This is a genomic window from Armatimonadota bacterium, assembly GCA_020354555.1.
Taxonomy (GTDB): domain Bacteria; phylum Armatimonadota; class Hebobacteria.
Genome location: CP070648.1, coordinates 1,534,603 through 1,557,169 on the forward strand (window position 1 = coordinate 1,534,603; position 22,567 = coordinate 1,557,169).

Here is a 22,567-nt window from a genome sequence, read left to right on the forward strand (position 1 = left end):
CGACAGCGCCCGGCGGCTCGTTGATGAGCGCAAAGCAGAGCACCCCCGCTCCGATCGCTGCCGCGCCCATGATGAAGAGGTGCATGTAGTTGCGCGGGAACACGAGCGCACTCTCCTCGCGGAGCACATACCTCACGACAACTGCGGCAGCGATCCCCAGCACCCCGCCGTAGAGCTGACGCTGGCCGAAGAAGGAGCCGATACGGTAGGGGGGTATCGTCTTCGCGACCACGTCCATGAAGGAAATGCCGCCCGCGCCTCCGGCAAAGGTGAACATTGCGAAGAACAGCACGAACAGCGGCAGCAGGAGCCGTGGGTTCCCGCCGAGCAAGTAGAGCGACGCGATGACCGCGCACAGTGACATCATGCGCACCACCGCCATGGCGCGATAGACCGGCAGCTTGCGCGGCATCACCTGGACGTAGTTGGCAACCACAAGCTGCGGCAGCATCCACCCCGCAAGGGCCACGGCTGATACGATGCCCACTGCCAGCCGGGACTGCGTCAGCTCGTTGACGAACGCGGGCAGCACCGTTGAGGGCTCCATGAACGACATGCCCATCTGCCATAGTGCGCCGTTGAGTACGCCGAGGAAGAATGCTCTCTTGTACGAACCAGGGATGCGGCCGGTGTCAGCGGAGCCGGTCGCGGAAGCGTCATCCATGCCGTGTCGTGAATTCGGCGCGGACACGCCGCCGCCCTGCTGCGGCCGATCGGATCAGTCGCCTCGCGTCGAGAATCTTACAACCGCGTAGCTGCCGACCGCCCCAAGCGGGAACGTCACCGGCGAGCCGCGCTCGGCTAACTCGATCGGCTGGGCCTCTGCGTCAGGCGCGTATCGGGTTGCCGACGCGAATTGCCATCCCGCCGGCGCTTCGAGCGTGATGCGCGCGGGCGCGGACGGCGTCACCTGTCCGTGCTCCTTGGCGCTGGCTCGCAGGACGTTGTAGTTGACGATATGCAGCACGACCTCCCCGTCTTTCGCATCGCCGCGGCGATAGGCGTTGAAGCGCAGATAAGGTGCGTGCGATTCCGTCACGCGGAGTCGCCTGCCGGTCGCGTGTTCCAAGTAGCGGACGAACGGTGCGCCGGCGCCGCCCGGCTCCTGCGCGGGCGCGTCGGCCAGCCGCCGGTACACCAACTCGATGTCGGCCAAGTCGTCTTCCTTGAAGTCGTAGACGGCGAACGGGCGCTGGGGTAGGATCGCCCACGGGTCAGTCGCCCACAGCACCTTCCCGCGCCCCAACGCCGCGCGCCTTACCCCGTGCTCGTCGGACGGCACCGCGTCAAACGCCTCCGCGAATGCCGCCGGCTCCCGCGGCCGACACCACGGATCCCGAGTTCCCGCCTCGCCGACGATGAACAGCGTTCCCCCGCCCTCGACATATTCCCGCAGCGCCGAAACCTCCGCGTCGCTGAGGACCCTGCCGCCAGTGAGAACGACGGCGTCGAACTGCACGAGGGCTGCCGAGCGACACACGTCGGTCACGAATTGCCACAGCACCTGTTGCTCGTTGAGGTAGTCGCACGCCCGGTAAATGCCGCGCAGGTGCTCCGGGTCGCTCATGTGCACCTGGTGATAGAGGAACGCGACGCCCACGCGCGCAAACGGTTCGCCGCCTTCGTAGAGTGCACGCTGATCGGCCAGGAAGCGGTTATGGCGATTCGTCACCTCCGGCCACCCCGTGCCGGGCTGGACGAACGCCCCGCCGCCGCTGAAAGCCGCCGCCTCGGCGAGCGCGAGTTCCGAAGACCGCGGGTCATTGCCGACGTAGCACAGCACCACCGCAGGCGAGCCGAACGCGTGGGACAGCTTGTACTGAAGGATGCTGTCCACCACCGCGCCGCGGCCGAGGTGACCGGGGAACAGCATCTCCTCGTACATGATGTACTCGCTCACCGGCGCCCAGAGTTCAACGCTCTTGCCCGTGCCCCGCCGATGATCGGCGCCTTCGAAATGAGCGAAGGGGCCGATGTTGGGGATGATGATGAACCCGGGCCGCACCGCCGCCCCCGCGTCGCGCACGCGGGCGAGGTTACGGGTGATGCTCTGCGCGCGGAACGTCTCGATCTCAGCCAGCAGGGCAGGCGCGGCGTCCTCCGTCAGCGCCGCGGCGCGGACGTCGCTCATGCCGAACAGCTCACGCAACTGCTCGGCGCTGTAGCGTTCGGCTAGATAGTCGCGGAACTTGCGCTGGCAGAAGCCGCAGAAGCACCAGCACGTGTTGACATCCATGAACACGCCGTCGTACCCGCAGCGCGCCGCCCAGCTTGCCGCGAAGGCCAGATAGTCCGTCCAGCAATCGTTGTTCGGGCACGGCGAGTACCAGTAACCCTCGTGCGGCGCGGCCGGTTTGCGGGCGTCATCCTGCATCCAGTCGAGGGGATCCTGCGGCGGGCGTTCGCCGATGCCGAACTCGGCGTAGTCGTGCCAGTGGTCGAAGGCGGCCCAGAATCCCATCCGGCGCTCGTGGTCACCCCACATGATGCAGTTCGTCAGGTAGGGTATGACGAGGCGGACGCCCGAGTCGTGCAGCGCAGCGATGGACTCGCGCAGCCCTTCGATCTGCGCGCGCACCTCCGCTGCGGAAGCGGGCGCCGGGCTCACGAACTCGTACCCCGGGTTCGTTATCGCTACCGCGCGAAACGGCAGATCGTGGCCGACGTGCATCAGCGTCGGCGGACCTGCGGCCAGGCGCTGGCGGAACTGTGGGGAGACGGCGTTGCCCGGCGAGTAGTCTATGCAGTACGTGAAGGGCGGACGGGTGGCGCTCATGGCGGCGCTTCCTCCCAGCGCGGGCAACAGGATAAGCACGGCCGCGGCTATCGACTGGCGGACTAGCACCGGTTCCCACCACAGATGCGGGCCGCGACCGGTAGGGGCACAGCATGCTGTGCCCCATACGTGTCGGGCCGACGCTTTCACACGTGCCGGATGACTTCAGCGGCCGCGACGGAGCCGGCGATCACATGTTCACTGGGGCGCGAACAGCGGGCGCGCGGTCTGCTTCATCTGGCTGACGAGGATGGCGCCGAGCTGCGGGCCGTAGAACGAGGTGCCGCTTTCGTACCCGCCTAAGCCGTACTGCTCGGGCGATAGAATGTAGCCGATGTAATCGTTGCCGAGGCCGACAACCACGGGGTACTTCGCCCCGAGCCCGACCGCGTCGTCCTTCATCGCCAACCCGAGTTCAACAATGGCTTCCCCGGGAACGGACATGAACACGCCGTCGCCGACGCGGATTGCCTGGAGCCGGTGCTTGGTGGGGAAGAGACTGCCGATGAGCGCTGTCGCGGACTCCGGCGTCATCTCGTACTCCTGCCCCGTGCTCTCGATAAACGCGGGCGAAACCCGCGGCTCGGGCAATGTCCACATGACATTGTTGACTCCCAGCGCGACGTCGCTGGACATCTCGATGCTCTGCGCCAACTCCCAGGCTTTCTCCGCCAGGGCTTTGCCGTACGCGTCAACGCGCTCCCAGCCGGAGCCGAAGTCCCCGGTGTGCGTCTGGTCGCCTTGGGCTCCGTTGAAGAACAACGCGATGCCCTGGCGCCGCAGCGCGTTCTCCAGCGCCTGGCACATCGCGCCCGGCCATTCGCCCGAGATGTCGAAGTTGCTGGCGCCCATGATGGTGGGGTGGGCGGTGAAATTCACGACGAGCGCCAGCGTGCGCGCGGCCGGACCGATGCCCAGGTTGGCCACCTTCATCACCGTCATGGTCGGGTCAACCAAGTCGCCGCCGGTGTCCCGACGGTTGCGATTGAACCCCTCGAGTCGAGCCGAAGCGAAGCCAAGCTGCGCGCCCTGTACGCGCATGTTGGCGATGCGGATGGACTCGGCGATGCGCGTTGCCATCCATTCGAAGAACTGCGGGTGGAACTTGCCGAACGCGAGCGGCCACACGTCGCCGCCGGGATGCAGACATTCGGGCGCCGAGTGGTCATGGGCGGCGGCAAGCAGGACGGTGTTCTCATCGAGGCCTATGTCCGCGACCTTCTGCGCCACCCTCTGCTTCAGGCCGCCGGGTATGATCAGCAGGTCGGTCGAGACAAGCGCGACCTTCGTGCGACCGTCGGCGAGCACCAGCGCGCGGGAGAACATGTCATCGTGCACCCCCTGCGCCGGCTTTCCCTGGCGCTCCCCGAAGCCGGCGAGCGATATGGTCGGGAACTCCTCGAGCGAAGGCGTGATATTGACCTTACCCTCACCCGCGGCCACGGCACCGGCCGGCGGCGCGCCGAGCGTCATGATGATGATGACGGTCCCTGCGCACATGCCCCAAAGGAACAGCCTGGCAAATTCCATCGTACGCCTCCGCGAGAAAGATCACTCTTATTTACTATATTGTCAACCAACGGGGGGCATTCCTGCCTCGGCAGCAGCCGGCACGGCGACCCGACGCAGTCCTGAGTCGCACAGGCCTCAACCGGAAGTCGCAGTGCTTCACCCGGCTCACCGGGAATCGCGGCGCTCTGGACAGGCTAGAACTGGAAGTAGATGAACTCCGCGCCGACCGCGCCGTAGAGCATAATCGCCGCCGCAGCTGCGGTGTAGAGGATCGGGACAAGCCAGCGCGGGTAGGCGCGCAGAGTCGGATCCCAGGTGCGCCAGGAGGCGAGGGCGTGCGCCGCGGCAAGCGCGGCAAGCGGCAGCCAAGCGGCGACCGGCACCTCGAAGTTGACGATGCGGGGCGACCATTCGAACAGCATGTGGCGCAGCATCACCGCTGCGTCGGAGAACGTCTGGGCGCGGAAAAAGACCCATGCGATGACCGTGAGGTGGAAGGTGACGAGGATCGCCAGCACGCGCCGCCAGCCGTGCACCGCAGGCAGGCCTTTCATGCCGCACAGCGCGCGCTCCGCCATCAGGTAGAAGCCATGCAGCGAACCCCAGATCACGAAGTTCCAGCTCGCCCCGTGCCACAGTCCCCCCAGCGCCATGGTCATGTAGAGGTTGAAGTAATTGCGCCGCCTGCCTCGCCGCGAGCCGCCCAGCGGAATGTAGAGATAGTCGCGCAGCCACGTGGAGAGCGTGATATGCCAGCGCCGCCAGAAATCGCGGAAGCCCGTCGCCAGGTGGGGCAGGTTGAAGTTGACCGGTAACCGATAGCCGAACACATAGCCCAGGCCGCGCGCGATATCCGTGTACCCCGAGAAGTCGCAGTAGATCTGCCCCGCAAACGCGTAGGTGGCGATCCACGCCTCCAAGGTCGTCGCCCCGGCGGGGTTGGCGTAAACCTGCTCGACGTATAGCGCCAGGTTATCCGCGAGCAGCATCTTCTTCATCAGGCCTATCATCATCAGGTTGCAGCCCATGTAGAAGGCGGGCCACGTGAAGCGCTGGTGCCGCTCGATCTGGGGCAGGAACTGCTCCGAGCGCACGATCGGCCCGGCGACGAGCTGCGGAAAGAACGTCACGTAGAGAGCGAAGGCAAGCCAGTCGCGCGTCGGCTCACGCGCGCCGCGGTAGACATCCAGGCTATAGCTCATGGTCTGGAAGGTGTAGAACGAGATGCCGAGCGGCAGGACAATGTTATATGGCTGAGGCTGAAACTCAACGCTGACGGCGTGCAGCAGAACCTGGAAATTGCCCATGAAGAAGTTGGCGTACTTGAAGAACCCGAGCACGCCGAGGTTACCCGCCAGGCTGAGCAACAGCAGCCCCGTGCGTCGCCAGCGCTGCTCGGTGCGCGCCATCGCCAGGCTCACATTGTAATCGAAAACCGTCGAGAAGATGAGGAGCAGCACGAACGGCGGGTTCCACGACATATAGAAGACGGAGCTGGCAAGAATAAGGAACACGGTCCGCGGCCGCCCCGCCGGCAGGAGCCGGAACACGACGTAGACGATGACGAAGAACCACAGAAAAGTCGGCGTGTTGAAAAGCATGCTGTGTTCCGATGGCCGAGCCCGCCAGGGAGACAAGGCAGGGAACTCTCGTGCGGGAGACTCGACTCTCGCACGACAGATCATCGCCGCCGCGCCGGTCACCGCCCGCACGGAGATCAGCAGATAATACAACGCGCACCACTGGGAACCTTATCGCAAGCGCCGCCAACAGCGGCGCCCGAACGGCTTCGCCGTCGACTCATGGGCCGCGCCTCAGCTCGGCGGTCGCGGATGAGTGCTGCTCACGTTACGACGACGGAGCTACCGTTAGTGCCACGGGGCGCGCCGCGGGCAGGAATGCCATGACGGCCCGCAGAAGCCCCATCGCAGACAATCCCAGGGGGTCGGATCTATGCGCGCGACACTCATCCCGATGATCGTGCTGCTCGTAGCGGCGGCCGCCATCCCGTCATTATCCGCGGAGGAGACGAAGTTGAAAGGTAAACGCATCGTCATTCTGGTCGAAGACCAGGTCAATGAGCTGGAGGCGATCTATCCCTTCTTCCGCCTGCAGGAGGAGGGGGCCAAGGTCGAGTTCGCCGGGCGCGGCAAGGACAGCTACAAGGGCGAATACGGCTTGACCGTCGAGCCCGTCACGCTCAATGCCGCCGACCTGAAGGTCGAGGATTTCGACGCGGTGATCGTTCCCGGCGGGTATGCTCCCGAGCAGCTTCGCCGGGATCAACGCGTCACGACGTTCGTCCGCGGCATGTTCGACGCCGGCAAGGTGGTGGCGTCAGTGTGCCACGGGCCGCAGGTGCTCATCTCGGCGGGGATCCTGCGCGGGAAGCGCGTCACCGGGTACGGCGTGATTAAGGACGACGTGATCAACGCGGGCGCGACGTGGGTGGACGACGAGCCGGTGGTGCGCGACGGGAACCTCATCACCTCGCGCTGGCCGGAGGATATGCCCTTCTTCTGCCCGACGATCATCAAGGCGCTCAGCGAATAGAGGGGCGCCGCGCGCGCCCGTCGAAGGTGGAAGCGCCTCGCCGGCCTGCGCCGCGCGAGGCGCTCATCACTCGTGAGGAACCAGTGGCCTCGTGATTACGGAGGAATAAATGAAGAAGTCGGTCAGCATTTGGTGTTTTCCCGGCGGCATGTCCCTCAAGGACGCGATGAAGCAGGCCAAGGAAGCCGGGTTCGATGGCATCGAACTCGCGCTCAACGAGCAGGGCGAAATGGGACTGGACTGGGAGCCGTTCCAGGTCAAGGACATCCGGCTCTACGCCGACGAGATCGGCCTTGAGATCTCCAGCTTCGCCATCGGCCTGGGGTGGAAGTACCCCCTCATCACGCGCGATGAAGCAATGGCCAAGCAGGCCAAGGATGTGCTCCAGAAAGGCCTGCGCTTTGCCGGTATCCTCGAGGCCGAATGCGTGCTCAGCGTTCCCGGCACCGTCAACCCAGACATGCCCTACGACGAGGCCTACGAGCGCGGAGTCGCGGTGTACAAGGAATGCGCCAAGATGGCCGAGGAGTACGGCGTCACCATCGGCGTCGAGAACGTGTGGAACAAGTTCCTGCTCAGCCCGCTCGAGGCCGCCAAGTTCGTGGACGACATCGGCCACCCGCACGTGCAGTTCTTCTTCGACGTCGGTAACGTGCTCATCTTCGGCTACCCGGAGCAGTGGATCCGCGTCCTCGGCAAGCGCATCCGCAAGGTGCATATCAAGGACTTCCAGACCGGGCCGGGCGTCTTCACCACGCTCCTCAACGGCAACGTCAACTACCCGGCGGTGGTGGCAGCGCTGCAAGAGGTCGGCTACGACGACTACCTCATCGCCGAGGTCGGCCCGATCAGTCCGGCCTTTCCGTCGTACCTCATCGAGGAGACCTCGCGCGCGATGGATAAGATCCTCGGGCGGGAGTGAGAGGGGACGGGCGACCCGTCGACGAGGGCGGACGGGACGCCTGCAGCGACGGCGTGGCCCTCGGCCCGCGGCAGACTACTCCCGCAGATGGTCGCGCAGCGATGCCGGTTCGACGCCGAATGTCTCGCGCATGGTCGTATCGTCGCAGGCGTTGTCCTCGAGCAGCATGACAAGCTGGTCGGGGGTGACCGGGAAGTCCGGCATGACGCGGCTGCCCAGTGACGCAGCGGCGCGCATCACCGCCACGGGGATGTGAAACGTGGGCTTGCGGATGCCTTCCGCCTCTGCCACGAGAGCCACGAGTTGCTCGAAGGTCAGTCGATCCGGCCCCCCGAGTTCGTAGGCGTGGCCCGCCGTGTCCGGGCGTTCCAGCGCCCCGGCGAAGCACGTGACGACATCCTCGACCCACACCGGCTGGAGCAGGCTTTGCCCGTCGCCGATGATCGGGATCACCGGGCCGTGGTCGAGCAGGTCGCGCACCAGGGGCAGGAAGCTGTTCCCGGCGCCGAACATCACCGAGGGGCGGAAGACCGTCGCGGCCACGTCGGAGGCGCGCACCAGTTCCTCCGCCTCCCATTTCGTGCGGTGATAGCGGCTGGTTGCGTTCGGCCGTGCCCCGAGGGCGCTCATATGCAGGAGGCGGCCGACCCCTGCCCGCCCACAGGCCTCAATCACCGCGCGCGTGCCTTCAACGTGTACCTTCTCGAACGTTGCGTCGCCCTGCTCGCGGATGATGCCGACGAGGTGGATGGCCGCCGCGCATCCCCGCATCGCCGTGGCGACGGACGAGACGTCGGCGACGTCTCCCGGCACGACTTCCGCTCCGGCAAGGTCCGCCGCCGACCGCGCGAGAACGCGCACCTGCCCGCCGCCCGCGACGAGGCGGGCCACCAGATGACGACCCACAAACCCAGTACCGCCCGTAACAAGAATCATCGTTTCTCCGACCTCGCGCATATCCGTTTTGGCGTCGTGCGCATGCGCTCCTGTCGCGCCCTGGTGGGCCGCTTCGACATCGCGGTCTGCCGCTGCAACTGCGTCCCGCATTGCCGCGAGAGCGCGCTCGTCGGCTGCACGGCAGGAAGCGTGCGCGTCGTGCTGAGCGAACAGGCGTTGCACTCGCTGCGACGAAACTCTACAGCGCGCGGCGCTTCGGAGGCCCGTTTCGGACCGGCACCGATTCCCCAGTCGCCGCCGGACGTGCATGGCCAACGTGCCTGAGCTTCGAGTCGAGAGAATCAACTCCGCGCCCGTGCGCGCGGACGGCGATTTCGTCCTCTACTGGATGATCGCGTCCCGGCGCACGACATGCAACTTCGCGCTGCAGCGCGCCGTTGAATGGGCGAAAGAACTCGGCAAACCGCTTGTCGTTCTCGAGGCGCTGCGGGTCGGCTACAGATGGGCGAGCGACCGGCTCCACCGCTTCGTCCTCGACGGCATGTCCGACAACGCGCGGCGGTTCGAGAATCGCAGTGTGCTTTACCATCCCTACGCCGAGCCTGAGCCGGACGCGGGCAAGGGGCTGCTCGCGGCCTTGGCCGGTCGCGCCTGCGTCGTTGTAACCGACGATTTCCCGTGCTTCTTCCTTCCCCGCATGGTCGGGACGGCCGCCGGGCGACTGCTCGTCCGCGCGGAGCAAGTGGATTCGAACGGTCTGCTGCCGCTGCGCGCGGCGGACCGGGTCTTTACGACTGCGTATTCCTTCCGCCGGTTCCTCCACAAACACATCGCGCCGCATCTCTCCGCGTTCCCGGCTGCCGATCCCCTCGCCGGAGTCAAGCTCCCGCGCCTCCGCGCTCTACCAGGGGACATCACGCGGCGCTGGCCAAAGGCCTCGCCTCAACTGCTCCGCGGTGACGCAACAGCTCTCGCGGCACTGCCGGTTGATCATGCGGTGGGCGTCACTGAGACAAGAGGTGGCTCCGCCGCGGCCGCGATCACGCTCAAGCGCTTCGTGCGACAACGGCTCCCGGACTACGCGGACGCGCGCAACGAGCCGGAGCGGGAGGTCACCAGCGACCTGTCGCCATACCTGCACTTCGGGCACATCTCGGCACATGAGGTCTTCGCGGCGGTGACGAAATGCGAGGGCTGGTCCCTCGACGACGTGGCGCCCAAGGCGACCGGAAGTCGCTCGGGCTGGTGGGGCATGAGCGAACCTGCCGAGGCGTTCCTCGATCAACTGGTGACGTGGCGCGAGCTGGGCTTCAATATGTGCTTCATGCAAAACGATTACGACCGCTACGAGTCACTTCCGGACTGGGCCAAGAGGACGCTCGCGAAGCACGCCGGGGATGCGCGGCCCTACGTTTATGCACAGGAGCAGCTCGAGACCGGCCGCACCCACGACCCGCTGTGGAACGCGGCGCAGATGCAACTCGTGCGCGAGGGTCGGCTGCACAACTACCTACGCATGCTGTGGGGGAAGAAGATACTGGAGTGGTCGCCCACGCCGCAGGACGCCCTCAGGACGATGATCGAGCTCAACAACAAGTACGCGCTCGACGGTCGCGACCCGAACTCCTACAGTGGGATCCTCTGGTGCTTGGGGCGCTACGACCGCGCGTGGGGTCCCGAGCGGCCGATCTTCGGCACCGTGCGCTACATGAGTTCGCAGAACACCGCGCGGAAGGTGAGGGTGAAGGAGTACATTCGGAAGTATGTGCCGGGGGCCGATTCGTGAGCCGCGCTCAATGGCGACCCACGAGCGTTCGGCCGAGTTCGCCGCGCCTACTTCGCCTCGTGGCCGAGTTCGCGAATGGTCTGGATGACCTGGACTTCGTTGACGAGGGCCGAGTCGAGGTCGACGCAGACCTCCTTCGCCTCGATGTCCACCTGAACGCCCATGATGCCGGGCAGGCGCCGCAGCGCAGTTGAGATGGTCCGGACGCAGGCTTCCCCCTTGATCGTCGGCACGTCAAATATCCTGGTGCTCATGCGCAACCTCCACGACCGCGTGTAAGTTACCACGCCGACCGTGGGAGGTCAAGGGCTGCCAAGCGCGCCCGACATGCCGCTCGCGCACCACCCGCGAGCGTGACTACAGCTTCTCCCCCGGCCAGCCCGCCATGATCCGTGCGCCGAGTTCGGGAAATGCCGTCGGGATCCGCTCCAGCGCCCCGCGCGCGGCCTCGAGGTGCCCGATTCCCGCCACGGTACAGTTGACGCCGGCGACGATGTTCGCCGCCGCGTTCGCCTTCGCCGGCTCGCGGCACTGGAAGTAGTTCCACAGGAAACCTGCGGAGAACGAGTCGCCGCAGCCCGTGGTGTCCACGACTTGCTCGACCGCCAGCGCCGGATTGGCGACCCAGAAAATGCCGTCCGCGCGCCGATAGACCAGCACCGACCCCAGCGGCCCGAGGGTGATGAGAACGATCGGCGCGCCGGCTTCGCCATGGCCTCCCGCGCGGCGCTTCGCCGAGCAGGCCTCGACGATCTCCGCGCCCGCCTGCACGAAATCCTGCTGCTCGCGCAGCTTGCGCCCGACCGTCATCTCGCACTCGAACTCATTCATCTGCGCCGCGTCCACGCGGCTCAGCCATTCCTGCCACCCCTCGAACGGTACCTGGGACTTCTTGCCCTCGGCGTCCCAGTGGGCGACTTTGCTGTGCACGTCGAGATGGAGGAAGCCGCGCGCATTCTCCCGCAGCGCCGCGAACGTTTCGAGGTCGAGTTCGCTCCCGTTGATGAAGTTGACGAGCACGGCGTCGGAATCGAACGCCCCTGTCAACCGCTCCGTGGTCAGCGGGCGCATCGGGTGCAGTACCGTCTCGTCTCGCCACGTCGGGCTCGTGTACACCAGCTTCGCCGCGGTCAGCTTGCCGGGCACGCGCTGCACGTCGTCCGTTGTGACGAGCGGATAGCGGGCGAGCAGTTCCACGACCTCGTCCCACCGATCCTCGGCGACGTTCGCGATCGGGCAGATGCTGGTGTCATCGCTGACGATGGACGACAACGCCGCCATGTTGTAGGTGATGCCGCCGAAGGATTCGCGGCGCGCGCCGTCGGCGGTGGTAATCTCGTCGTGAACGATGGCCCCGATGACCGATATCCTCATGCCTCGATTCTCCTCGCGGCGTCCGATGCAGAGATGCCCATGATCGGTGATGCGAGCGGACCTGGGATCGCTTGCGTCATTGCCCGCCGGCAAGTCGCGACGTGTGGCTCTTGCCGAGCATCGGGTCTTCGCACGTCCGGCCGCCGCCCGGCGTGGCAAGCGCAGGTGGCTCGGCGGTGATCACCTGCAGGGGCACAGCGTGCTGTGCCCCTGCACTGCCGACTGCCCGGTATTTGTGCTCGCGCACGGAATTGGGGACGAAGAACGTATCCCCCGCGCGCAGGTCCATCGCGCCCCGCGCCCAGGTCAGCCTCCCGCGCCCGCCGATGACTGCGCCCGCGTAGAATCGCTCGTTGGCGCACTCCAGTTCACCGATCACGCGCAGCCGTCGCGCCGCGAAGAACGGCGTGTCATCGTATGAGATGAGTTGATCCACCGCCCCACTTGCGCCGACGGCGATCTCGCGCGGCGTGAGCCGCGCACGTCTCAGCGTCTCCTGCTCCGTGCGCCCGGTGAAGTCGAATACTTCCATCGCGCGATCCCACCCCAGCCCCATGTGGCAGATCTCCTCCGGAATCTCTACCTCCACCACCTTGCGCTCGGTGTGAATCACGAGATCCGACGGCTGCTGCACTTCTATCATGAACACGCCGCTGCCGATGGCATGGGGAGTCCTGCCGGTCACGAGGTAGGCGTCGCCCGGCTTCACGGCGATGCGGTTGAGGCACGCCACCTGACCATCGAGATCCTCCTCGTCAACCATGCGGCGGAAATCGGCGGGATCGACTCCGGGTCGGAAATCGAGCAGGATGTACGGCTCGGCTCCGTTGATGACGCGCGTGTTGACGATGATCCACGCTTCAGTCTTGCCGACGGGAGAATCGAAGTAACGCTGCGCGAGTTCGTCGTCGGGATGCGCCTGGATGGGCAGGCGCACCGCCGAGCACAGGAATTTCGCCAGGACTCGCGTGGTCGCTCCGAAAGCCGCCAGGTGCGCTCCGCCCAGGATCTCCTCGGGGAACAGCTCGACCAGAAGCGAGAACGGGATTTCGGTGCCGCGGATGACGCTCAACCCCTCCAAGGGCGGCTGGCCGTCGCGCGGCGGGTTGTCCGCTCGCGTCATGGAGGCGACCCAGTCCTCGGGGTAGTACGAGTCCCGCGGGTCGGGCTGGCCGCGGAGTTCGCGGAACAGCTTGCCCCCCGTGTACACGCGCCATACCTCGTTGCGCTCGAACGCGATGGGGGCGCGCGCGAGCGCCGCGAGTTGGTCTAATCTGGGTGACGCCATGTTTCCCACGCCTCCGGCATCAGGCTCGATTCGGCTGACGCCCAAACCTCTCCCCAACGTGATTTCCACGACGCAGGGCCGCGTACCTGTTGACAGCGCAGGGACTGCGGCCGGCCGCTGGCCCGCGCGTGCGCGCGCCGCAGCCGCTGCGCTCGATCGCGGCGGGAAGGGAGAAGGATACAGGGCAGCGAAATCTCGCATTTGTTTCCGACGTCGTGGAGGATCTCCACATGGCTGACGATCAGAAGCAAGGGTTGAGGATCGGCCTCGACGCCCTGATGCCTGCAGAAATGGCGATCAAGGCCGAGAATATCGGCGTGCGCAAGGCCGAGTTGCCCTTCGACAAGCTTCTGCTGCTCGCCATCCTGGCCGGTGCATTCATCGGCCTCGGCGCGGAGTTCTGCACCGTAGTCGTCACCGGCACGTCTGACCATATCGGTTACGGGTTGACGAAGCTGGTCGGGGGCATCGTCTTCTGCCTCGGACTGATTCTGGTGGTGGTGGCGGGGGCGGAGTTGTTCGCCGGCAACGCCCTCATCATTATGGCCTACGCCAGCCGCAAGGTCGCGATCGCGCTCCTGCTGCGCAACTGGGGCATCGTCTACGTCGGCAATTTCGTCGGTGCTATTCTCACCGCGTATTTCCTGTTCCTGAGCAAGCAGTACACCTTCGACGGCGGCGCGGTCGGCGCTACCGCGCTCGACATCGCCAACAGGAAATGCGGGCTGGACTTCTGGCCCGCGCTGTTCTTGGGGGCGTACGGCAATGCTTTGGTGTGTCTCGCGATGTGGCTGTGCTTCAGCTCGCGCACGATGACCGACCGCATCCTGGCCATCGTCTTCCCGATTACCGCGTTCGTTGCCTCCGGCTTCGAGCACTGCGTCGCCAACATGTATCTCATCCCGATGGGGTTGTTCGTCAAGTCCGACGCCGTCGCTGCCGCACTCGCCAGGTCCGTCGCCGATCTGACGTGGGCCAACTTCCTCGTGCGCAATCTGATCCCGGTCACTATCGGCAACATCATCGGCGGCGGGGTGATGGCGGGGGCGATCTACTGGTGGGTCTACCTGCGCCCGTCGGTGAAGGTGGCCGCACCCGCAGTCACGCCGAAAGCGACCACCGAAGGCTTGCCCCTCGGCGCGCGCAGCGTCGTCGTGATTGACGACGATCCGGACTTCTGCAATGTGGTCTCGGCGCAGCTCGAACAGCAGGGCTACGATGTTCGCTGTGCGCTCTCGGCGCAGGAGGGCCGCCGCGCGATCCGCGCCCACCGACCGGATCTGGTGCTGCTCGACATCCGGATGGAGACGCAGTCCGCCGGCCTTGAGCTGGCCCACGATCTGCGCGAGGAAACGGACACGCGCGACCTGCCCATCGTCCTCGTCAGCGGCTTCGAGCCGCCGCCCGAGCACGGCGCCGACCGCTTCCTCAAGAAGCCGGTGCGCTTCTCGCTCCTGAGCAAGACCATTGATGAGGTGATGAAGGAGCGCGCCGAGTAGCGGCAGGCGGCAGGCCGCCCGCGCGGCAAGTCGAGTCACTGGTCCGCCGATCGCCTCCTGCTGGGGCAGGTGCGTTTCTTCACGCCTCGAAATACTCCCCCAGCGCCTTGGGGCGCGCAAGCGACCACTCACGGAGGCTGGACCGATGAAACGCGCACCGGTGATCCTCGTTGTCGTGCTCTCCCTTGGTCTGGTTGCCCCCTGCGCATGCGCGCAGGACGTTGACCTCAGCGACGCCTGGGCGAAGGATAAGGAGGGCGTGAAGTTCCTCCACCTCGCCGGCACCCCGTACGAAATGGGCGTCCAGCAGGGGACTATCCTGCGCGACGAAATCCGCGAGATGATGTCCTCGCTCTGGTTCGGGCCGATCAAGCTGCTCATTGGGGACAAGATGCCCCTCGCCCGCGACCTGGTGAGCCGCATCGCAGCGATGTGCCCGGACTACCTGCTCGAGGAAATGCGGGGCATTGCCGACGGCGCCGGCGTCCCGCAAGAGGATGTCATCGTCGCCACTCTCATCGCCGACCAGGTGGAGCACCTCGCGCACACCGGGCGGCTGGGCGACGAGACCGCCGCCGCGCCGACGCTGCTCGGTGCGCCGCTCGGGTGCTCCAACTTCGCCTGCTTCGGCCGCGCGACGAAAACGGGCGAACTCTACCACGGCGTCAACTTCGACTGGAAGAAGGAACTCGGCCTGCAGAAGCACTACGTCGTCATCGCGCGCGCGCCGGACCGCGGTGCGCCATTTGTCACCATCGGCTGGGCGGGAACGCTCTACACCACCGCGACGATGAACGCACACAGGATCTCCACCGGCTTCGTCGGCTTCAGCACCGTCAACACGCCGGACTGCGGCTTCCCCATGGGCCTTGTGCACCGCCGCATCGCCCAGGAGGCGAAGACTCTCGATGACGCCATCGGCATCATCATCTCCGTGCCGCGCACGCCGTACGGAGGCATCAACTACGTGGTCGCCGATGGCAAGGTGCCTGACGCCGTCGCGGTGGAGACCGACGCCAAGCACGCCTCGGTGTGGAGCGCCAACGACCCGCGTGAGAACGACGTCTTCTACGCCATCCCCGTCATGGATACGGTCGTGCGCAGCGACGAAGCGATGGACGCACGGGTACGGGATGCCCAGACGTGCACTAAGGGCGACCCGACCAAGCCCGGCCTCGAGGCGCCGTGGGGCCACGAGTCCTACGAGCACCGCTACAAAGGGCTGGCGGTTGGGATTCTGCACGACTTCGGCCGCGTGGATGACGGCGTGGCGCTCCGGCTCGTCCGCGAGGCGGCGATGGCGGGCGTCAACATGCACAGCGTACTGTGGTGCCCGACTCGGCTCGAATTCCACCTCGCAGTGGCCCGAGGCCAAGTGGATGCCGCGAAAGGCACGTACGTGCATTTCACGTGGGATGAGCTCTTCCCCGGAAAGTGAGGTGTCTCATGAGCGTACGGCTTGTATTGTCCATCATCGTCCTCGGCCTCACCGGCACGGCCTGGTGCCTGGACGATTCGCGCTTGCCGTCGCAGGAGACGATGATGCACTGGGTGCGGGAGCTGTGCCGCACCGAGCATCGTCGCCCGGGGACGCCCGAAGGACACCGCGCAGAGCGCTTTGTGGCGGATGAGTTTCACCGCCTCGGGTTACAGGACGTCCGCGTCGAACCCGTGCCGATTGAGGTTTGGAAGCCGCATTCCTGGAGCCTCACCGTCGCCGTCGGCTGCCGCGAGCATGAGGTCCCTTGCTTCTATCTCCCGTATGCGGCCTTCACCCCGCCGCAGGGCATCGAACGGCGGCTCGTCTACCTCGGCGAAGGCCGTCCCGAGGACATCTCCGCAGCCGACCTCGCGGGCGAGATCGCCGTCCTCGATATGCGGTTCCAGCGGATGCCCTACGAGGCATTGACATCGAAGGCGCATCACGTCGAGGACCCGAACGGCACCATTGCGCCGGGCGACTGGCAATGGGCCGCCTGGTGGCGGCCCAACTGGTCGGCGTACGGTCTGGCGCACGAGGCCGGCGCGGCTGCCGTGGTGTGGATCCTCGCCGACCAAGATACCAACGTCAACACCCACTACGGGCCGTACGACGGTGTGATGAAGCCCCTGCCGGGCCTCTACGTCGGCAAGTATGACGGTGTGAAACTGCGCGAGCTGTGTGCCGCCGGCGCCTCCGCGCGATTCGTTCTCGACGGCCGCTGCGAGCCGGGCTCGATGGCGAACATCATCGGACGCCTGCCCGGGCCGGGCGAGAAGAGCATCGCGATAACCTCCCACCACGACAGCCCGTTTCGCGGCGCCACCGAAGACGGCACCGGCATGGCGTCACTGCTCGCGCTGGCGCGCTACTATGCGCCGCTCCCGGAGGACCAGCGTCCCGCGCCCCTCATCTTCGTCGCCACCGCCGGGCATTTCTACGGCGGCGCCGGCATGGACGCGTTCGTCATGGATCAGAGCGCGGACGAGTTGCGGCAGATCGCCCTTGGCGTCACCGTCGAGCACGTCGGCGCGCGGGAGTTTGTCGAGAGGAACCGTGAGTGGGCCCCGACGGGCAGACTCCAGGCGCGCGGATTGTTCGTGTGGCCGCAGGTGGCGGAAGCAGCCGTAGCCGCGGTCAAGGCCGAGCGACTGGAGCGCGCGATTGTGACGCCGGCTGATGCGTTTGACCTCCCGCCGCCGGGCGAGGCGTCGGGGTTCCACGTCGCAGGCATCCCGTGCGTGCAGTACATCACCGGGCCGACCTATCTGCTCGTCAGCGACGATACGCTCGACAAGGTCGAGCCGTCGGCGCTGCTCCCCGTGGTGCGCACCATGATCCGCCTCATAGACGCTGCGGCACAGCAGGACTGGCCCGACCGGGGATAGGCGCGGACGCGTCGCATGAGCGCTACATGCCGGGCGCGATCTCCTCGCCGCGCGAAGCGCGATAGGAATGCCGCTGCGCCGCAGTGAACTACAATAGTCAATCCTCGGCACGCGACAGCGCGCGTGTTCGGCGCAGCGGAGGTAGCGGATTGTGCACAGGCGTGATGGGTTCACACTGATCGAGCTGCTCGTAGTCATCGCAATCATCGGCATTCTGGCCGCGCTTCTCTTTCCGGTCTTCGCCGCAGCTCGCGACAAAGCCAAACAGGCGGCCTGCATGTCGAACGTCAGGCAAATGGCACTGGCCATCGTGATGTACGTCGAGGACTGGGAGGCGTACCCCGGACATCACTTCGTCTGCCCGGGTGATCTCCACGTCCGCTGGTGGAACGCGATTCAGCCCTATCAGAAGAACGACGACATCTTCATCTGCCCCGCCGTGCCCGACTGGGAACCGGGGCGCAATATGGCCTACGGGTACAACTACCAGTATCTCGGTAACGCGCGCCCGGCTGAGCAGGGCGGCAACATGCCGGTGGCGGACGTCGAGATTGAAGTCCCGGCACAGACGATCGCGATCGCAGACTGCGACGGCACCGGCACCGAGCCCTATGAGCCATCCCCGTCCACCGATCCGACTCGACTGGGCAATCACGGCTACAGCCTTGACCCGCCTCTGCTCCCCCCTACGCCGGGCAACGACTATGCGGTGCCCGACTGTCCGTCGTATGCCTCGATTCGCCACAATGGCGGCGCCAACGTTGCCTTCTGCGACGGTCACGCCAAGTGGTACAGGCGCGATGTGCTGTACCGGGACAACTCGCTGTGGAACGGCCGAGGCGATCCGGCCCCGTGAACTCCTGTCGCGCGCTGCTGGACATTGGCGCAGCCAGGGAATATGCGTGTCAGCACGGCACACGACGCACACCAGCGATCTGACGATTGAGTTCGCCGACAACACGGAGGGCGAGGACCGCCGCGCCGGCATGAACGGCGTCCGCATCCGGCATCGCCTCGATCCGCAGGGCCTGTTCGCCCCCGAGCTTGCGGGCCTCAACTTCGAGCACATCTTCGACGGGCAGCAGAGTGACCGCGACCTGCACTTCGAGCCGCGGCGCGCGCCGTGCGCGCTCGAACCGCTGGACGACGGCTCCGGCGTCACCTTGACCTGGCCGCCGACGCCGCAGTGGGGGCTCTCCGCGAAGATCACACTCCGCGCGGCCGAGCCGGATATGGTGGACGCCGAGTACGCCTTCACCCCGACGCGCCGCACGTCGAAGGGCGACCTGCTCGGAGTCTTCTTCGCGGATTACATCAACCAGCCGGCGGAGCCGGGCTTTGAGTTCCGAGGGCGCGAGGCCGACGGCGGCGACGAGCGCGTCATCTCCTACGCTTCACCCCACCATGGGACAGAGAGCACGCACCGCCGGCTGAACGAGCCCGAGTACCCGCCGATGGGCGAGATCGAAGCCCACTGGATGTACGCGAGCTTGTCGCCTTACGTCTTCACCCGTCCGTATTTCTGGGGTGAGGTGCACGGGCTGACCGCAACGTGGATGTTCGATCCCGCGGAGGGCCTGCGCATGGCCCATTCCCCCAGCGGCGGCGGGCGGGGCAATCCCGCGTGGGATTACATCTTCCTTATGCCCGGGTACGAGATCGGCCGCACCTACCGCTGGCGCAGCCGGCTGGTGTATCGCCAGATGCCCGCGTCCGACGTCGCCGCGGAGGTTGATGGCCTGTATCACGCGTGGCAGAGGGGAATGTTGACCGCGGATTGACGCGGATAGACGGCGGATAGTCGTAGGGGCACAGCTTGCTGGGCCCCTTCCAGGTGCCGCTCCGATGGCGACATAGCGCAGACTCGACCCGTCCGACGTGGCGGCTGATCTGCCGACTGGCCCGTCTTGGCTTGAACTGACCGTTGCCGGCAGGGCCGGCGCGGATGGACAACGAACCTCTCAGGGGCGCTCGATCGGGAGCGCCCCTCGGACGTTAGGGCGGCGGGTCGCAGATGGACTGCAGTCCGGAGGAATCACCACCGAGGGCGGCTGTGCCACATCGCTTGGCGCATCGCCTCTCGGCAGCCGCCGGGCATTGCCATGGTTCCTCTGCGTCCACTGTGTTCTCTCTGGTTAGTCTGAAAGGAGTCAACCCATGGCCGACGGCAAAACCATCCACGTCATCTGCAACACCCACTGGGACCGCGAGTGGGTATATCCCTTCCGCGAGACCCAACTCCTGCTCGTCGACTTCATGGATCACCTCCTCGACCTGCTCGACACCAAGCCCGGTTACCACTCGTTCCTCATGGATTCGCAGACCCTGTGCGTCGAGGACTATCTCGAGCTGCGCCCGCAAAACCGCGACCGCATCGTGAAGCACGTCCGCGACGGGCGCCTGTTCATCGGCCCGTGGTATTCCCTGCCCGAGGAGTACATCGTCAACGGCGAGTCGCTGGTGCGCAATCTCGTCATCGGCCACCGCGTCGCGGAGTCCCTGGGCGGAGTGATGAAGCTCGGCTACACGCCGTTCTCCTACGGCCAGACGTCGCAGATGCCGCAGATCTACAACGGCTTCGGCATTGACACGATCATCTTCTACCGCGGCATCAACACCCCGCACTCCGAATTCGTCATGGAGGGCCCCGACGGCTCGCGCGTGCTCGGCTGCCGCTTCGGCGCGCTGTCGCGCTTCAGCTTCTACTTCTACATCTATCGCATGGTGCGCTACGACAAGACGCGCGACGACTGGCGCTATGAATGGGATCGCGGCGCCCTGCCCTTCCGCCTGTGCAACGAGTTCCACCCCCGCGCGCATTACTACGTCGTTGATCCCGAGCAGAAGCTCGACAAGCGCGAGTACGTCCCGGAGCAGGTGAAGAAGCTCGTCCGCGACGAGTCCGAGCATTTTACGACGTCCCACATCGCCTCGATGCAGGGCTTCGATTCCTCCGAGCCGGACCCGGTCGAAGCCGACCTCATAGTCGAATGCCAGAAGCACCTGCCCGATGACACGATCAAGCAGAGCAGCCTGCAGGAGTACATGGAGGCGATGCGCAAGGAGGTCAGGGATCCCTTCGTCATCCGCGGCGAGAGCCGCGACCCTGGCGCGACCGGCAAGTGGACGCACCTCTTCGGCGACGTCATCGAGAGCCGCACTCGTACCAAGCGCGCCAACGCGCAGACCGAGACCTTGCTCCAGCGCAAGGCCGAGCCGTTCGCCGCGCTGGCGTGGACCCTCGGCGCCGAGTACCTCAAGCCCGCCTTCGATGTCGCCTGGCGGTACCTGCTCAAGAACCACCCCCACGACACCATCTGCGGCGCCGGAATTGACCAGATGGAGAAGGACATGTGGCACCGCTTCGAGCAGTGCCAGATCATCTCCGAGGGGCTGATGCGCCGGGGCCTCCAGGACATCCAAAAGCGCATCAACAACGACGACATTGACGTCTCCGAGGCGGTGCTCACGGTCTTCAACCCATCGCCCTTCCCGCGCTCTGAAGTCGTGACCGCGCTGGTGGATCTGCCCGACGAATCGGGGTACGAGGACTTCGCTCTGGTTGACCCGGCGGGCAAGGAAACGCCGTTCCAGGAGGTCGCGCGCTGGCCGCAGGGGACGCTGGTGCGCAACCTCCAGGACATCAGCCTCGAGCAGCGCGCGACGCGGATCAAGCTGCACTTCGCGGCCGAGAACGTGCCGCCGCTGGGATACAAGACCTACCACGTCCAGCGCCGCGCCGAGGCGCGCCGCACCCCGGAGAGCTTGGTCATCGCGCATAACGTAATGCGGAACGAGCACCTTCACGTGCGCATCAATGACAACGGCACGCTGTGCGTCACCGACCGCCACAGCGGCCGCACCTACGACGGGTTGCACTACTTCGAGGACGGTGGGGAGGTCGGCCATTCGTGGGTGCACATGGCGCCCGAGTTCGATGACGTCATCACCAGCCACGGCGCGCCGGCTGATGTCGAGCTGGTGGAAGACGGCGCGCTGCTCGCCCGCTTCCGCATCCGCGTGCACATGGAGATACCGGCGCGCATTGAAACTCGCGAGGACGGCCGACATCGCAGCCACGACCGCATGCCCCTGATACTCGATTCCTGGGTCACGCTGCGCAAGGGCGCGCGCTCGGTTGACATCATCACCCGCTTCGACAATCAGTGCCACAACCACCGCCTGCGCGCGGTGTTCCCGACCGGCATACCGGCGAAGGTCTCCGCCGCCGAGGCGTCGTTCGACGTCATTGAGCGGCCGATAGACCGCGCGCCCGACAGCCTTTACTACCAGCGCGACAACCCCATCTACCCCAACCATCGCTTTGTTGACATCAGCGACGGGGAGGTCGGCATCGCCATCATCAACGACGGGCTGCGCTCGTTCGAGGCGATTGACAAGCCCGAGCGCGCGGTGGCGATCACGCTCATGCGCGGGTTCGTGTTCCGCCAGTCGCCGGTGATTGACCGCTGGGACGTGTACCCCGAGATGACGCTGTCGCAATCGCTTGGCGAGCACGAGTTTCGCTATGCGATCTACCCGCACGGCGGGACATGGGATGGGGCCGCGGTGTGCCAGGAGGCCGAGCTGTACAGCCTGCCGCTGGAGGTCGCCGAGGCGGGCAAGCACGGCGGGGATCTGCCCAAGGAGATGAGCCTGCTGTCCATCGAACCGGCCGCGGTGGCGCTGAGCGCCCTCAAGCGCGCCGAGGATCGCGATACCCTCGTCGCGCGTATCTACAACCCGACCATTAGGGACGTGACGGCCGTCGTGACCGCCTACAAGCCCATATCCTCGGCCGCCTTGCTCAACCTGAACGAGGAAGTTCAGGACAAGCTGTCGCCCCAGGGCAACAAGCTGTCCATCCCTCTCGGCGCCAAGAAGATCGCGACGGTGGAACTGGTGTTGTCGTGACCGCGGGGCGTTGCTGAGGCTTACGGCCAGGCTCTGAACCGCCCGGGGGGCTTTGAACGTGCTGGGCGAAAGTGGGGCCGTCGCGCCCGGCACGACGAATTCCCTGCCCCGGGCTCGCCGTGCGGCCTCTGCCGTGAACGATATGTGCCCGACAGGGAACGCGGCGTCCGGACTTGCC

18 protein-coding genes are annotated in these 22,567 nt (G+C 66.0%); 10 read left to right on the forward strand and 8 right to left on the reverse strand.

Annotation, left to right across the window (positions count from 1 at the left end):
• The 4 genes from JSV65_06210 to JSV65_06225 form a co-directional block, all read right to left on the reverse strand.
• Positions 1-664: MFS transporter (locus JSV65_06210; GenBank protein UCH35945.1), on the reverse strand; the 664-nt coding region annotated here is incomplete at its 3' end.
• A gap of 54 nt (positions 665-718) precedes the next feature.
• Positions 719-2,776 carry a hypothetical protein gene (locus JSV65_06215; protein UCH35946.1) on the reverse strand — a complete coding sequence of 686 codons (2,058 nt, stop codon included), beginning with the start codon at positions 2,774-2,776 and terminating at the stop codon, positions 719-721.
• A gap of 198 nt (positions 2,777-2,974) precedes the next feature.
• On the reverse strand, positions 2,975-4,306 hold the full coding sequence (locus JSV65_06220) for a neutral/alkaline non-lysosomal ceramidase N-terminal domain-containing protein (protein ID UCH35947.1): 1,332 nt from the start codon (positions 4,304-4,306) through the stop codon (positions 2,975-2,977).
• A gap of 176 nt (positions 4,307-4,482) precedes the next feature.
• Positions 4,483-5,889: an MBOAT family protein gene (locus tag JSV65_06225; GenBank protein UCH35948.1), complete on the reverse strand. Its 1,407-nt coding sequence runs from the start codon at positions 5,887-5,889 to the stop codon at positions 4,483-4,485.
• A gap of 373 nt (positions 5,890-6,262) precedes the next feature.
• Between JSV65_06225 and JSV65_06230 the strand changes: the two genes are divergently transcribed.
• Positions 6,263-6,841 (forward strand): type 1 glutamine amidotransferase, encoded by a 579-nt coding sequence (locus tag JSV65_06230; protein UCH36710.1) that lies wholly within the window; start codon positions 6,263-6,265, stop codon positions 6,839-6,841.
• 109 nt (positions 6,842-6,950) lie between these two features.
• The gene (locus JSV65_06235; GenBank protein UCH35949.1) at positions 6,951-7,763 is read left to right on the forward strand and encodes a sugar phosphate isomerase/epimerase; all 813 of its coding nucleotides are present in this window, start codon (positions 6,951-6,953) and stop codon (positions 7,761-7,763) included.
• Positions 7,764-7,838: 75 nt separating this feature from the next.
• On the opposite strand, the gene JSV65_06240 is transcribed toward JSV65_06235, so the two are convergent.
• The gene (locus JSV65_06240; protein ID UCH35950.1) at positions 7,839-8,669 is read right to left on the reverse strand and encodes a complex I NDUFA9 subunit family protein; all 831 of its coding nucleotides are present in this window, start codon (positions 8,667-8,669) and stop codon (positions 7,839-7,841) included.
• On the opposite strand from JSV65_06240, the gene JSV65_06245 reads away from it, so the two are divergent.
• A complete protein-coding gene (locus JSV65_06245; protein UCH35951.1) occupies positions 8,658-8,984 on the forward strand; it encodes a hypothetical protein in 327 nt (108 codons plus the stop codon). The two genes, JSV65_06240 and JSV65_06245, sit on opposite strands and share 12 nt — an antisense overlap.
• Positions 8,968-10,446, forward strand: coding sequence for a deoxyribodipyrimidine photolyase (locus JSV65_06250; GenBank protein ID UCH35952.1), 1,479 nt, complete (start codon positions 8,968-8,970; stop codon positions 10,444-10,446). Before JSV65_06245 ends, JSV65_06250 begins: the two co-directional genes overlap by 17 nt.
• A 47-nt stretch (positions 10,447-10,493) precedes the next feature.
• Here JSV65_06250 and JSV65_06255 read toward each other — a convergent pair whose 3' ends face one another.
• The 3 genes from JSV65_06255 to JSV65_06265 form a co-directional block, all read right to left on the reverse strand.
• A complete protein-coding gene (locus JSV65_06255) occupies positions 10,494-10,700 on the reverse strand; it encodes a heavy-metal-associated domain-containing protein (GenBank protein ID UCH35953.1) in 207 nt (68 codons plus the stop codon).
• A 103-nt stretch (positions 10,701-10,803) separates the two neighbouring features.
• Positions 10,804-11,820, reverse strand: coding sequence for a carbohydrate kinase family protein (locus JSV65_06260; protein ID UCH35954.1), 1,017 nt, complete (start codon positions 11,818-11,820; stop codon positions 10,804-10,806).
• Between the two features lie 76 nt (positions 11,821-11,896).
• Positions 11,897-13,108 (reverse strand): class I mannose-6-phosphate isomerase, encoded by a 1,212-nt coding sequence (locus tag JSV65_06265; GenBank protein UCH35955.1) that lies wholly within the window; start codon positions 13,106-13,108, stop codon positions 11,897-11,899.
• A 230-nt stretch (positions 13,109-13,338) separates the two neighbouring features.
• Between JSV65_06265 and JSV65_06270 the strand changes: the two genes are divergently transcribed.
• The 6 genes from JSV65_06270 to JSV65_06295 all read left to right on the forward strand — a co-directional run bounded on the left by JSV65_06270 (position 13,339) and on the right by JSV65_06295 (position 22,389).
• Positions 13,339-14,607, forward strand: a complete 1,269-nt coding sequence (locus JSV65_06270) for a formate/nitrite transporter family protein (GenBank protein UCH35956.1) — start codon at positions 13,339-13,341, stop codon at positions 14,605-14,607.
• 145 nt (positions 14,608-14,752) lie between these two features.
• Positions 14,753-16,045, forward strand: a complete 1,293-nt coding sequence (locus tag JSV65_06275) for a hypothetical protein (protein UCH35957.1) — start codon at positions 14,753-14,755, stop codon at positions 16,043-16,045.
• An 8-nt stretch (positions 16,046-16,053) separates the two neighbouring features.
• Positions 16,054-17,475 carry a M28 family peptidase gene (locus tag JSV65_06280; protein ID UCH35958.1) on the forward strand — a complete coding sequence of 474 codons (1,422 nt, stop codon included), beginning with the start codon at positions 16,054-16,056 and terminating at the stop codon, positions 17,473-17,475.
• 148 nt (positions 17,476-17,623) lie between these two features.
• Positions 17,624-18,331 carry a DUF1559 domain-containing protein gene (locus JSV65_06285; GenBank protein UCH36711.1) on the forward strand — a complete coding sequence of 236 codons (708 nt, stop codon included), beginning with the start codon at positions 17,624-17,626 and terminating at the stop codon, positions 18,329-18,331.
• A 46-nt stretch (positions 18,332-18,377) separates the two neighbouring features.
• The gene (locus JSV65_06290; GenBank protein UCH35959.1) at positions 18,378-19,256 is read left to right on the forward strand and encodes a hypothetical protein; all 879 of its coding nucleotides are present in this window, start codon (positions 18,378-18,380) and stop codon (positions 19,254-19,256) included.
• Positions 19,257-19,632: 376 nt separating this feature from the next.
• Complete coding sequence (locus JSV65_06295; protein UCH35960.1) at positions 19,633-22,389, forward strand: hypothetical protein; 2,757 nt, start codon at positions 19,633-19,635, stop codon at positions 22,387-22,389.
• The last annotated feature ends 178 nt before the right edge of the window (positions 22,390-22,567 follow it).